Annotated in this window: 14 protein-coding genes, 1 pseudogene and 1 CRISPR repeat array; of the genes and pseudogenes, 4 read left to right on the forward strand and 11 right to left on the reverse strand. The window is 45.0% G+C overall.

The window, feature by feature from the left end; all coding sequences use genetic code 11:
- The 6 genes from BVJ53_RS15540 to BVJ53_RS10385 form a co-directional block, all read right to left on the reverse strand.
- A partial coding sequence (locus BVJ53_RS15540) for a helix-turn-helix domain-containing protein (protein WP_137295988.1) occupies positions 1 to 176 on the reverse strand: 176 nt, incomplete at its 3' end.
- On the reverse strand, positions 97 to 660 hold the full coding sequence (locus BVJ53_RS10365) for a CRISPR-associated protein Cas4 (RefSeq protein WP_238150167.1): 564 nt from the start codon (positions 658 to 660) through the stop codon (positions 97 to 99). The genes BVJ53_RS10365 and BVJ53_RS15540, both read right to left, overlap by 80 nt.
- Positions 661 to 1,039: 379 nt before the next feature.
- Positions 1,040 to 2,201: a CRISPR direct-repeat array (repeat unit 32 nt; unit sequence GTCGCAGTCTACGTGACTGCGTGAATTGAAAT).
- Between the two features lie 315 nt (positions 2,202 to 2,516).
- Positions 2,517 to 3,146: a glutathione S-transferase family protein gene (locus BVJ53_RS10370; RefSeq protein ID WP_129302323.1), complete on the reverse strand. Its 630-nt coding sequence runs from the start codon at positions 3,144 to 3,146 to the stop codon at positions 2,517 to 2,519.
- Positions 3,147 to 3,195: 49 nt separating this feature from the next.
- Complete coding sequence (locus BVJ53_RS10375; protein WP_129302324.1) at positions 3,196 to 3,480, reverse strand: ArsR/SmtB family transcription factor; 285 nt, start codon at positions 3,478 to 3,480, stop codon at positions 3,196 to 3,198.
- A gap of 145 nt (positions 3,481 to 3,625) precedes the next feature.
- Positions 3,626 to 3,943 carry a carboxymuconolactone decarboxylase family protein gene (locus BVJ53_RS10380; protein WP_129302325.1) on the reverse strand — a complete coding sequence of 106 codons (318 nt, stop codon included), beginning with the start codon at positions 3,941 to 3,943 and terminating at the stop codon, positions 3,626 to 3,628.
- A gap of 1 nt (position 3,944) precedes the next feature.
- Complete coding sequence (locus tag BVJ53_RS10385) at positions 3,945 to 4,361, reverse strand: cupin domain-containing protein (RefSeq protein ID WP_129302326.1); 417 nt, start codon at positions 4,359 to 4,361, stop codon at positions 3,945 to 3,947.
- A gap of 222 nt (positions 4,362 to 4,583) precedes the next feature.
- On the opposite strand from BVJ53_RS10385, the pseudogene BVJ53_RS10390 reads away from it, so the two are divergent.
- A pseudogene (locus tag BVJ53_RS10390) lies at positions 4,584 to 5,453 on the forward strand (LysR family transcriptional regulator); the annotation flags it as partial.
- Positions 5,454 to 5,544: 91 nt separating this feature from the next.
- Here BVJ53_RS10390 and BVJ53_RS10395 read toward each other — a convergent pair.
- The 3 genes from BVJ53_RS10395 to BVJ53_RS10405 form a co-directional block, all read right to left on the reverse strand.
- The gene (locus tag BVJ53_RS10395) at positions 5,545 to 5,874 is read right to left on the reverse strand and encodes a hypothetical protein (protein WP_129302328.1); all 330 of its coding nucleotides are present in this window, start codon (positions 5,872 to 5,874) and stop codon (positions 5,545 to 5,547) included.
- A 232-nt stretch (positions 5,875 to 6,106) separates the two neighbouring features.
- The gene (locus BVJ53_RS10400) at positions 6,107 to 6,877 is read right to left on the reverse strand and encodes an ABC transporter permease (RefSeq protein WP_129302329.1); all 771 of its coding nucleotides are present in this window, start codon (positions 6,875 to 6,877) and stop codon (positions 6,107 to 6,109) included.
- The gene (locus BVJ53_RS10405; protein ID WP_129302330.1) at positions 6,870 to 7,802 is read right to left on the reverse strand and encodes an ABC transporter ATP-binding protein; all 933 of its coding nucleotides are present in this window, start codon (positions 7,800 to 7,802) and stop codon (positions 6,870 to 6,872) included. Before BVJ53_RS10405 ends, BVJ53_RS10400 begins: the two co-directional genes overlap by 8 nt.
- A gap of 159 nt (positions 7,803 to 7,961) precedes the next feature.
- Here BVJ53_RS10405 and BVJ53_RS10410 point away from each other — a divergent pair, with 159 nt between their 5' ends.
- The 3 genes from BVJ53_RS10410 (at position 7,962) to BVJ53_RS10420 (ending at position 11,327) form a co-directional block, all read left to right on the forward strand.
- Positions 7,962 to 8,636, forward strand: coding sequence for a response regulator transcription factor (locus BVJ53_RS10410; RefSeq protein WP_129302331.1), 675 nt, complete (start codon positions 7,962 to 7,964; stop codon positions 8,634 to 8,636).
- Between the two features lie 17 nt (positions 8,637 to 8,653).
- Positions 8,654 to 9,550, forward strand: a complete 897-nt coding sequence (locus BVJ53_RS10415) for a sensor histidine kinase (RefSeq protein ID WP_129302413.1) — start codon at positions 8,654 to 8,656, stop codon at positions 9,548 to 9,550.
- Between the two features lie 139 nt (positions 9,551 to 9,689).
- Positions 9,690 to 11,327, forward strand: coding sequence for a peptide ABC transporter substrate-binding protein (locus BVJ53_RS10420; RefSeq protein ID WP_129302332.1), 1,638 nt, complete (start codon positions 9,690 to 9,692; stop codon positions 11,325 to 11,327).
- Positions 11,328 to 11,391: 64 nt separating this feature from the next.
- Here the strand turns inward: BVJ53_RS10420 and BVJ53_RS10425 are convergent, their stop codons facing one another.
- A complete protein-coding gene (locus tag BVJ53_RS10425; protein WP_129302333.1) occupies positions 11,392 to 12,204 on the reverse strand; it encodes a PHP domain-containing protein in 813 nt (270 codons plus the stop codon).
- A gap of 282 nt (positions 12,205 to 12,486) precedes the next feature.
- On the reverse strand, positions 12,487 to 13,218 hold the full coding sequence (locus BVJ53_RS10430) for a deoxynucleoside kinase (RefSeq protein WP_129302334.1): 732 nt from the start codon (positions 13,216 to 13,218) through the stop codon (positions 12,487 to 12,489).
- Between the last annotated feature and the right edge of the window lie 78 nt (positions 13,219 to 13,296).

A 13,296-nucleotide genomic window follows, 5' to 3' on the forward strand; every position in this document is an offset into this window, starting at 1 on the left:
CGGCGTTTGGCCAGTGCGTCCACGCCACCCGCATCATACCGCTCTATCCACTGAACCACATGTGAAGGATGGACACCGTACTCTTCTCGAATGGCGTTAGGTGACATACCCCCCTTCACTAAACCAATATAGTAAAGCTTTTCTTCTACGCTGTATCTCGAACCTTTTCGGCCCATAAAAATACTCCTTCCTCGGCAGACAAGCTTTAATTATTTGCTTGTCTACCTCAGTAGGAGTATACCCATCAATAGTGGCGCCGAGCATCTCCTCCAGACACATTGTTTCTAGCACCAACTGTAAAGTATCGGAAAGATCCCGCTTCTGATGCCCGTGCTTGTATTCCACGACAAGCGGCTGATAGCGACTCTTGCGACCATTAAGTTGCACGCCATCTTGCGACTTATTAAACTCAACAACATCACAAATGCCACTAATACCTAATTCCGCGGAATGGACACGCAATCCCCGAACAACTAATAAATCTTTGCGTTTTTCCTTAAAGGTTACATCATCAGTATTTGTATGGAGTTGAGTGCCTTCATACGTAAGCACATTGTCTTTCCAGACTTGTTCAATATGAATAAGTGCCCACTGACGTTTGCAAAAAACGAAATGCTGAATGCCAGATATTAAAAGCCAATCCTCTTCTGAATAATACAATCGAGTCACCTCCAAAGCAGCTATTAAATTCACCTATGCTCATTATTTCACCTATTGGCTTTGATTGCCAGCAGAAGAAGCCGAAAACATAGCGCTTACAAGCCTGCAGCCAAAAGTTTTTTTAAATCTAGTTGATCATATCAGGCAGGCATTGAAGATAAGTTAACGTACTATGTTATATTATTAGTGAAGAACAACATGTTTCGGCAATGAAGATCTAAGTGCGAATGTAAGGCACACATGAAAACGCCGGTACATTCGCACTCCTGTTGTTAAGTATATTTCGCAATTTGACTTGCTCTTTGCTTTTCTTGTGTTTTATAAATAGTTCCAGCCACAACATATTCGTCTTATGTGTTAGGAAACACATTATGTTGCGGTCGCAGTCTACGTGACTGCGTGAATTGAAATTTGTTGCCGAGTTGATCGACGTTTGGTAGTGAAGTCGCAGTCTACGTGACTGCGTGAATTGAAATTGCGCTATAGGCGCGGGGAATCTGAGCTGGGCAAGTCGCAGTCTACGTGACTGCGTGAATTGAAATTGGGTATTGGCTGGCGGATTAATCAAGGCAAGCCGTCGCAGTCTACGTGACTGCGTGAATTGAAATAGGTTGGTCAAGATATTCAAGCTTACGCCAGCGGTCGCAGTCTACGTGACTGCGTGAATTGAAATTCATTCCTGATAAGAACGGCAAAACCGAAGAGATCGTCGCAGTCTACGTGACTGCGTGAATTGAAATTTCCAATTTCCAAAGGTGCTTATGTACGGCGATCAGGTCGCAGTCTACGTGACTGCGTGAATTGAAATATGGAAGAGGAAGTTAGCTCGGTTCCGAGTGTCTGTCGCAGTCTACGTGACTGCGTGAATTGAAATCAACCCGCTAAACGTCTTATCCATGAATGAAAGGTCGCAGTCTACGTGACTGCGTGAATTGAAATATTTCGTCGCAAGACGAGTGACAGCAATCGATCACGTCGCAGTCTACGTGACTGCGTGAATTGAAATATCAATTGCACTGACCAAGGATGAATAGTCACCTGTCGCAGTCTACGTGACTGCGTGAATTGAAATCCAAGATTTGCAACGTGATGGTCATAAATGCGCATCGTCGCAGTCTACGTGACTGCGTGAATTGAAATAAGTGACGCCTCCGAATCATCTGGATCCAATTGCCGTCGCAGTCTACGTGACTGCGTGAATTGAAATATCACAGCACGACTGGGAATTTGGTGTTCATTCCCGTCGCAGTCTACGTGACTGCGTGAATTGAAATTTGACGGCTTCGATGTGAGGCTGTAACTCTTTAACGTCGCAGTCTACGTGACTGCGTGAATTGAAATCGCAAGTTGGGTTATCAGTCAATGCCAGTGGTGACTGTCGCAGTCTACGTGACTGCGTGAATTGAAATCTATTGTACACCGCGTTATGCAAGTCAATGTAAAAGTCGCAGTCTACGTGACTGCGTGAATTGAAATGGTTGCTACTTGGCCGGCACGCATGGTGGCTACGTCGCAGTCTACGTGACTGCGTGAATTAAAATATACCCCTTGTGAAGGGGCATTAGGGCGTTGAAATCATTCCAATCAATAGAATACACAAAGCAAAATTGTTGCTTTAATACTGCACTTTCTCCGCAAATAAACCAGCATGGAACCCGACTGGAAGTCTGTCACATGCCGGCTTATTGTTTAGACTGTTTGCTGAATCTACCCGTAGTTCCTGTCGTTATAAAGTCAATAAAATGAACATCAAAATTAGAAAATCAAAACTGACAGCGGCCACCAGAATTGGTCTACAATTTATACCGTCAATTTTCTCGACATCTGGTGTTTTTTATATGGTCGCCTCCCGATTCTTATCCATCCGTAACGCTATGCGGCTTGCCCTCAATCTTAAGCACCTCCTTCACACTAGGCCGCTCACGCATTGATTCGTCAAACGCCTGTAACTTCTGCAACCCATCAAACGAAAAACCAAGCCGCCGCATCCAGTTAGTCATGACAAAAAGATACGGATCCGCCATCGAAAACCGTTTACCCATCAACCATGGCCCCTGAAGACGTTCCTCAACATACTGCAATCTCGGTGCTACCCGCTGCCACACCAATTTTTTTGAATTCGCGGTATTCGGCAGCCAATTACCACGGCGAAATGGCGATATAAAATTTTTGTGCAGCTCCGTTGCAATATAATTTAACCACATGCGTTCCCGCCAGTAAGCCATACTGTCCTCTGAACTTCGATAATCACCCTTAGCTTTTGAGGCTATATACTCCAATATCACAGCGCATTCAGTTAGATATGTTGACGGTGAAATCTGCAACGTTGGCACATATGACTTGGGATTGATCTGATTATAATCACCGCCTCGCCAAGTTTTGCGATCCAGGTTGACCTTTTCCGCCTCAAAATCTAGACCGGCATCTGTCAACAAAATATGCGGCGCCATCGCACTGGTGCCTGATGCGTAAAATAACCTAAGCATACTATGCATCCCCCTTTATTCGATTAACATCGAACTAATAGACAAAAAATTAAAGCGTCGTCAAAAAGCCTGGTAAAAACCGTTCAAAAACTGTCTCATTGATCGATAAATACTTGGTTTGGGCCACTTGCCGCGTATGGGTCAATCCAGCCAATCGCATAGCACGAAAATGATACGACACTGTCGATTTACTTAAATTAAGCTGCGCACTAACCTCCGAGCACGTCAGCTCTCGTCTCGCGTGGTAAAGTATCCGCAAAATCTCAATGCGATGCGGTTCACCGAGGACTTTAAAAATATTTGCCATTGTTTTATCTTTTTGTTCGATACCCATAGAACTAGCTTAGTTCTTCTGACTGCCGATGACAACCCCACTCACAGAAAAAAGGCAAAGCCTCAGTTGCGCTCACGGCCACTAAGTCTTTGCCAATTTTTAGCTGATAAAATCCATAGCTTTAGTCAATCGTACGCCAATCTCATCATTCATCATAGACTTCCTTTGCCAGAGCAAACGCAGACCAAGCTTTTGGCCACCCTGCATAAAAAGCTAAATGAGTAATTTCAGCAACCACTTCTTTCTTGGTGATGCCGTGCTCCTTGCCCATACGCAGATGCGCCTTTAGTTGCGGAAAATCCCCGCTGGTCATGAGGCACGCAATCGTAATGAGACTACGGTCGCGAGCCGATAGTTCATCCTCTTTTGACCAGACTTCGCCGAACAACACGTCATCATTAAAAGCCGCAAACTGTGGTGCAAATTTACCCAATTGTTTTCGTCCTGCTGTTTGTTTTGCCATGCTATTTCACCTCCCGTAGCTGTGCATAAGCTTGATCAGAAACTGGTTCTAACCATTCGCTAGTCCCCTTGGTAATTGCCACGTGACTAAACCAATTATCTTTAGTCGCCCCATGCCAGTGTTTGATGCCTTCGTGTATTGTGACGACATCGCCTGGATGCAATAGGCGTGCAGGTTCCCCGGCTGCTTGGTACCAACCTTCACCACTCGTAACTAATAAGATTTGAAAGCCATTGTGATGAATATGCCAATTATTCCGGCATCCGGGTTCAAAAGTCACATTGGACACGTGCACATCAACGTCATCGGACGCATTTGCTAAACTTCTCAAATAACTTTTTCCGGTAAAATATTGTTGGTACGCGCTATTAACCGCACCTAATCCAAAAATGCCTGCTTGTTGATCTTTATCGTTCATTGCTTGTGCCTTCTTATATTTTCTTTTATTATCGGTCAGACGTTTAAAAATGTATAATACTTATATAACATGTTGTGTTATGTGTTTTCTCTATATATAAAATCAACACGCGTTCACCAGCCGAAAAGACTAAATCTCAAACGAAACAATCTGTCCCGATCTATCTCGTCTGAGGTTTTATTTCCATCCAGGCAGATCGCTACTCACTAAGGGGGGTTCTCAGTGGAATTAAGAACTTTGCGTTACCTCGTGGCCATTGCGGATGCGGGCACCATCACGGCCGCAGCCAATAAGATTCACATTTCTCAACCCGCCTTGTCCAGACAAATGCAGGAACTTGAAGCCGAACTTGGCACCAAACTCTTTCAGCGCAAGCGCCGGGCGATCAGTCTAACGGCAAATGGTACCTATTTGGTCAATCGTGCGCGTCAGATTCTCAATCTAACAGAAACTGCAATTGCCGATATCGTGGATGAAAATATCATCGGTGGCAATTTGGCGATCGGTCTGGGCGAATCCCATCTCAACCGCACTGTCCTGCGCGCTGTTAAACAATTGTTAGTTGCATACCCAAGTATCCAGCTGCAACTTTATAGCGGTAACGCCGATGAAATCACAGCACGACTTGATCAAGGCTTGTTGGACTTTGGAGTTGTAATTGATCCAACTGACACTTACAAATATGCCTTTAGCAAAATTATCGGCGAAAATCTTTGGGGGTTACTTGTACCAACTAACGATCCCTTGGCCAGTTTGCCTGGCATCTCCGCCCCTCAGATAAGCGGGCAACCACTCATTGTTTCAGAAAGACAATCGGTCGTAGAAATGTTACAAAAATGGGCCGGTCATCATTTTTCCGAAAGCCAAATTGTCGCTCGTTACAATTTAATCTATAATGCCGGATTACTTACAGAAGCAGGAATGGGTTACGTGGTTGGCATCAGTCATCTCCTCAACCAAGAAGAAATGTCATTAAAATTTGTGCCTTTTTCGCCTAAGCTTTCGACACAAATGGCGCTCATTTGGACAAAAAATACGCCACTGTCAAAAGCAGCACAAAAGTTTTTGATGTTTTTCCAGCAAGTAAATGAACAAACATCATCACAAAAAACCGTCGCATTAGCAACGGCTCTCCTGAATTCTTGGTTTTTCAATGATTGGGGAACGAAAGAATCTTCTGGAATTATTGAGTTTTTTCAACAATATCCTTCTTAGCCGCATTATAGCCCTTGATAAAATCGGCAACTTCATGCATCCGATTGCCTGAGACAAGATTTCCAAAATCAATCGCAGCTTCGGGGTAATTTCGAAAACTAAATCCATGGTCGTGATCGGTCATCGACTGCTGGTAACCCATGTCATAATCACTGTCATCATCTGCATGTCCACTCGTTGTGGCTGCGGCTTGATAATCCTCCGTCCACTGTTTATATTCATTTGCCGATGCATCGTACTTACCGGCCTCGTAATTTTTCTTAACGTAATCGTGTAGTGACTCTAGTTTTTTAATCATCTTTACCATTTCCTTCTGATTGTCTTCAACTTGATCGTTATTTTCACAAATCATTGAATAACAGGCTTAACTACATTTTTGAACTTTATTAGAGCTCAAATTAAAACAAAGAACAAACTGCCTTTACCTGTTTGCGATTTATTTTATATTAACATTAGTTTTGTGCGAAAATATCGGTCATTAGTCTGAAATGACACTTCAGTCGTTTCTTGGGAACGTCTCTTAAATCAATCTACAATTCCTTCCGCCGCAAAATCAAGACAGATAATCCAATCATCACAATCAGGAAGCCAAAACTGGTAGCAATATACGGCGACAACGCACTCATTTTCATAGCCCCCACGCCAATGCTTTGCGAAACACCGAAGAAATCAAAATACTTGAGCCACTTCCACTGTGCAATGACATTAAGAACCTCGATAAGTAGCGGGAAAATCACGACGACAATCGTGGCAATGGTCATGGATCCAGTGGCAATCAGTAAGAACACGCCTAGACTAAAGACAACGCTTAAAAAGAAGGTGGCGGCGACAATGCTCAACCCCATTGTTTCAAAAACTGTTGTCCAGTCGCCGCCTAATGCTCTACCCTTGATTAAGCCGCCGATAAGCACCATAGCAAAGTGAGTCGTGAACAAAATCAGTAGATCCAACAACATCACCAAATATTTGGCCAATATGAATTGCAGTCGCGAGATTCCGGAAATTAACGTATTTTTGTAGACCTTTTGTGTGAACTCATAACCAAAGACAATCACGAAAACGCCAATGAAAAAGTACAGCAATAACGTTGCGGTCATGTTAGCCGCCTTCAGCCCAAAAAGCACCGTCCATGATTGATCAGCGATCTTCGTAAAAATGCCGCTGCCGACAGACACCGAGACACCGCCAACACTTTTCGTTAACACTGCCCAGAGAGCGTAAATGATCGTCACTGCCAGCATCAGATACATGCCGACTGTGTGGAGTTGTCTATAGAAATCTGCGCGAATTTGATTAATCATGGTTGGCCTCCTGCTTTTCAGTCTGACCCAACAGCTGCATGTAAAATTGTTCTAGTGAACCGGTTTGGTGACTGATGTCTTGAACCAAAACGCCATTTGTCACCAATAGTTGATTCACGCGGGCAGCGTCAACATCCCCTTTTCGCAACAACAGGCGATGATCGTCAAGCACATCGAAAGGTTTATAACCGTTGTGATCAAGTACTTGCGCGGCTAAAGGTGCTTGATCAACTGTTATCGACAGTCCTGATTGATTGGCTTGATCCAATTCGGTCTTGCTCAGTTGCTTGATCATCCTGCCGTGGTGAATAATGCCAAACCTTGTCGAGACTTGATAAAGTTCGCTCAAAATGTGACTCGAAATCAGCATGGTTGTCTGCCGTTCTTCGTTTAATCGTTTGAGTAACTGGCGAAATTCCATAATGCCGGACGGATCCAATCCATTAATCGGTTCATCCAAAATCAGGAAATCCGGGCGCGGTAAAATTGCCAGTGCCAATCCTAACCGCTGACGCTGACCCAATGAAAGATGACGAGCTTGCGTGCGTTGCTTTTCCTGAAGACCCACAAAGTCAATCGTTTCAGTCATCACCTGTTGATCATCGATGCCGTGTTGAATGGCGCAAAGACGCAGATTCTGTAAAACGGTCAATTTTTCAAACGCAGCTGGGCTTTCAATCACCGCGCCAATGCGACTCAATGCGCGCTGATAATGGCCGGCTTTTTCTCCCAACAACGTAATCGAGCCTGTTTGCATCGGTGAAAGTCCGGTAATCAACCTCATAAGTGTCGTTTTCCCTGCCCCGTTTTCGCCGATTAAGCCGAAAATATCACCACGCTGAACCGTAAAGCTCAAATGGTCTAGCGCCTGAAAATGGCCGAAGTGTTTGCTAACCTGATTAATGGTTAATATTGGCTCGCTCATATTGCCTAACCTCCAAAACTTTTTAGTTCTCTTTTAGCCAACAAAACCAGCATACCAATTCTTTCTTAATTGCTAGCATAATCAAACCTTAATTAATCCTAAATTGTGGGATATAGCCTTTTTAGCTTACACTATTAGTAATAGGGGGTAGCGGGCATCATGGCTAAAATTTTAATTGTAGAGGATCACAAGGATATTCAGGCACTATTGCATGACGTTTTGTCGCCGACTTATACGGTTGTCCAAGCCTACGATGGCATTCAGGCTTTAACGCAATTTCACCAAGAGCATCCTGATCTTGTGATTCTCGACCTCATGTTACCAAATGTCACTGGCGAGAGTGTTTTGACCACAATCCGTAAGACCTCACAAGTCCCGGTACTTGTTTTGACAGCCATTCAAGATAAGCAGAAAACTGTGTCATTGCTTCAACATGGCGCGAATGATTATCTGACCAAACCGTTCGATATCGATGAATTGCTTGCGCGTGTGCAGGTACAACTGCGCCAAAATACACCTTCAACGTCAGCAAACTCTGAACAATTACAAGTCGGCGAAATTGTGCTTGATGCAAAACGTCACGCGGTAACTGTCAATCATCACCCATTGACGTTACCCAAAAAAGAATATGCTATGTTAGCCCTCATGATGCGCGACCCTCATCAAGTGTTTGATAAACGCCAACTTTATGAGCAAGTGTGGGGCGAACCATTTTTAAACGCTGATAACACACTGAACGTCCACATCAGCAATTTACGCACCAAAATCAATGATCTGGCTCAGGATCCTAAATACATTATTTCGATTTGGGGCATTGGCGTTCGCTTCGTTTGACAAGGAGAATTTCTATGATATTTGCCATTATTATCGTACTTAGTCTCGTCTGCCTTCTGGTGACCATCCTGTTTTCGCTTGTCATCATTGATCTGCGGCGCATCCTTCACGATCTGGACTATATCAACAATCACGAAACAAATGCTGACGTGACCAGCAACACAAACTTTCCTTTGATTCGCAGATTGACTGCCGGTATTAACCTTAATATCAACGCGATGCGCAAGTTGAGGATTCGGCAAGTCGAGCAAGAAAAAAAGATCCATCAAATGCTGATGGATCTGACCCATGATATTAAAACACCGCTCACCGTCGCCACTGGTTACGTCCAACTTCTCGATCGCAAACCTGAAGCCAGTGCCAAAGCATCCCTGTCCCGCATCGCCAATAATTTGTGTTCGGTTAACTACTACCTGCACTATTTGATGGACTTCAATCTGATTCAGGAAAAAACGCGCACTTTAAATCGCAAGCCAATCGACGTCTCAACGTTGCTCAAAACAGAACTTTTCGATTATTTCGATCAACTCTCGGCTAATGGGTTAAAGGTTAAACCGAAAATCTCAGAAGGAATTACCTTAGTCACCGATGAAACGTTGCTACGACGCATTATCCAGAATTTGATCGGTAATTGGCTTAAATACGCAAAAAACCAAGCAAGCCTTTCCCTCATTCGCCAAGATGCGAACCATATCGTAATGATTTTTACGAATGATACAGTGGAACCGGTCCGCAACGTCGAGCAGTTAGCAGATCGTTTCTACACCACCGACACAGCAAGAACGACGCAAAGTGTTGGGCTAGGCCTGAGCATTGTTCAATCACTGACCACAACCCTCAGCGGCAAAATGGCAATCGACGCTCACAATCATACTTTTACTGTTAAGCTAACTTTTCGTGAAAGCCCAAAATGATCATGCCAAGCATCGACTATTTTTTTTAACCAGCCAACGATTCTCAACTATTTAGCTCCTCCATTTCAAGACAATCCACTTGCTTTTTGTAAGCAACTTGTTATTCTAAAAGCAGTTTACGAAATGGAGGGGCAAGCTTTTGAAAATACAACAAAAATGGCTCGTGAAGGTCACTGCGGCACTAGCGCTGGTGCTAGCTGCTTGCGGTCAATCGGCGGCTAAGTCCGGTTCCGGTTCGAGCAAACAGATTTGGCACCGCATGGAATCGGATGTTTTGCAAACGCTTGATCCAAGCAAAGCATCAGAAGGTGTCTCCGGCCAGGCCATCATTGATACCATGAACGGCCTGTATAAGTATGAAGGCCACGACTTACAACCGGCAATGGCGACTAAAATCGTCAAGCCAACGAACAATGGTCTCACGTACACGTTTAAGCTGCGTAACGCGAAATGGAGCGATGGCACACCAGTAACAGCACAGGATTTTGTATTTGCCTGGCAGCGCACCGTTAACCCAGCGACGAAATCATCGCAGGCCAATATGTATTCTGGCATTCAAAACGCCGATGACATTCGCGCCGGAAAGAAACCGGCAGCCACGCTGGGTGTTAAGGCATTGAATGACAAAACGCTGGAAGTTACCTTGGAACACCCCATCCCATATTTCAATAGCTTATTGAACAACGTCGCCTTCTTCCCGCAACCGGCCAAACAGGTGCAAAAATGGGGCGACAAGTACGGCACCAAATCTGTCTACACACTCTCGAACGGCGCCTTTAAGTCTAAGGGTTGGAGCGGAACCGGCGATAAATGGATCGAAGTCAAGAATAACCAGTATTGGAACAAAAAGAACGTTCATCTGACGCAAATTGATGTTCAGGTAGTTAAAGACAGCAATACCGCGCTTGACCTTTATCATACCGGCAAACTAGATGACGCCACGTTAACCGGTCAGCTTGCCGCTCAGCAAAAAGGTAAAACCGGCTATGTTGCCACGAAGCGTGCGCGCACCTACTTCTTAGAGCTGAATGAAAACAAGGTACCAGCTTTCAAGAATGCCAAAATTCGTCAAGCGATTTCAATGGCGATCAACCGAGATTCTTTTGTCAAAAATGTGCTGGCTGACGGTTCGATCGTTGCCCGTGGGATTACCCCGGCCGATCTCAGTCAGTTGCCAAACAGCTCAACGGATTTTGCTACCGCCGTCGCTAAAGGCACTAAAGCTATCACGTCTTACGATAAGAAGAAAGCCCAATCACTTTGGGAACAAGGGCTGAAGGAAGTCGGGCTCAAGAGCGTCAATGTTGAGTTGCTCGGTGATGATGTTGATGCGGTTAAAGCCACGCAAGAATATCTTCAGGGCACATTACAGGAGAATCTACCGGGGCTTAAAATCAGTATTGCTAGTGTGCCAGCAAAGAATCGTCAGCAACGCGCCTCAACCCGAAATTTTGATATGGTGCTGAGTACGTGGGGTGCCGATTACCCTGATCCCAACACCTATCTCGATCTGTTCACAAGCACAAGCGAATACAACCACGGTCAATGGCAAAACAGCGATTATGATAAGCTCATGACCAAAGCCAATACAACTGACGCCAATAATCCGACAGCCCGGTTTAAAGACATGACTGAGGCTGAGCAACTTTTAGTCAACCAAGCCGGCGCGATTCCACTTTATCAGCTTGTCGCCGCGCGGATGGTTAATCCGAAGATGCACGATCTCAAAACCAGTCCCGGAAATAGCTTCAATTTTGTTTATGCTTACTTGAAATAAGCCAAAAAGCCGACTCGCCATACGTGAGCCGGCTTTTTACTACCTTCATTTCCAAATTCCAATTTCAATACACATTATCCGCGTCAATCTCTGGCGGTTCAATCGGCACCATCGTTCGCTCATGTCGATGATAAGTGGCAATCTCCTTGATGCCATGGCGTTTAAGCATCGCCAACGCCTGCGCGAAATTGGCCTCATAGTGCGGGCCTTCATGCGCATCACTACCGATCGTGAACAAATGCCCACCAGCCGCCTGATACCAAGCAATAGCCTGCTCATACAGCGGCGCATTATGCCACTTGTACATGGACTTTGTGTTCAATTCCAATGCCAAGTCATGCTCGACTGCAGTCGCAAAAATCTGATCCAGCGTCCCTTTTCCCCATGCCTCTAACTGTTCCGGCGTTATCGAAAATTGCCGCACGCCATAGTCAAAATGAGCCAACACATCAGCATCATGAAAACGCTGAATGCCGGTTAGCATCCGTGAAAAGTAAGCCTCCAACACTTGCTTAGCCGGCAGCGTCGCTATTTGCGAATCCAGATAATCATGCCGGCCATCATGATGAAAGCTTAACAAGGTCAGGTCGAAGTCATGGCGGGCCAGGTAGTCACGCAATCGGGCTTCAGCTGGGGCAAAATAGCCAACCTCAATGCCCAGCAACAGCTCATTGTGATAATGCTCGGCCAAGGCTGCTTGGGTGCGCACCATCCCTTCATAATCCGGAAGATCATCGCGGCCACCGTCGTCAGGATTGTCGAATTCCAAATGCTCAGTTGTCACAACCGGCGCTTGCGTCTGGGACAGATAATCACGCAACTGGGCCTCAGAGTCAAACGAATATAGGGTGTGCATGTGTTGATCATAAATCTTCACGTAGGATTGCCTCCTCCAAAAATTGCCACGCCATGCGAACAATGACATCACTGCTTGGTTACATATCATCGTTTCATTAAGCATAGCATAAAAATTGTTTGCTAATGGCGCCAAACATGATTAGCAGGTTCAGGAAAGAAAAGTTTTCGCTTCTTAGATCAAATGCAAAAAACATTTCCCCTGCCAAAACGAAAAATGGTTCCCAGCAACCGACCCAGAATCAGGATCATTTGACTGAGAACCATTTTTCACTGCTGCAAACTGTCAAATCTGGCCCAACAATCAGGCAAATTTGGAGACTGAATCATCGGCTGCATGTTTGGCTTGTAGGGCATCAAATGCTTTTGGCGATAGCTTGCCTAAATCGACTAATTTGGTTTCGATTTGATCAAGCACTGTCGCACGATCAGCTGCAGAATGGATAAAATCATAGCGGTCGCGATCGACGGTGATCATGGATGAGCGGGTGTAACCTTTAGCCCATTCCTGATAAGCAGTGTTCACGCGCCGATAATAGTCCACTAATTCCGGTTTTTGGCGAACGTCTTCCATATCTCGACCGCGATTCTGAATCTCATCAAGCTCGTGGTCGGGGTCGATTTTCAAATAAACCGCCAGATCCGGCAAACCGTTCCAAGGACTGCCATTCACATTGCTCTGCATCTCCTGCGATAGCGTAACATAAACATTGTAATCGACATCATCGATTTCACCATGTTTATGCAACTGTGACGCCATCACAAAGTCAGATTCAAGCGAGGAGTCCATAATGGCATTTTCCTGGGTAACGGCTTTTTTTAATTGCTGATAACGGAAGGTTAGAAAAGCAATCTGCAACATGGCACCTGTGCGTTTGCGACTATCAGCTCCGGCACCATAAAATTTCTGCAACATGTTGGCAATCATGCCATTGCCTTCAACATCTTCATAATACGCCGGGGCTTCCATGTCCGCCGACAAAACTTTTGTCAGTGATGTTTTTCCTGCACCAATGCTACCCAGAATGTAAATCACGAATCTCGCTCCTCAATTATCCGAATGAAATAACGACAACAAATCAAAACACTACCACAACAGCGGCAAAAAGACTAC

This window comes from Lacticaseibacillus chiayiensis (assembly GCF_004123795.1).
GTDB classification, from domain to species: Bacteria; Bacillota; Bacilli; order Lactobacillales; family Lactobacillaceae; genus Lacticaseibacillus; species Lacticaseibacillus chiayiensis.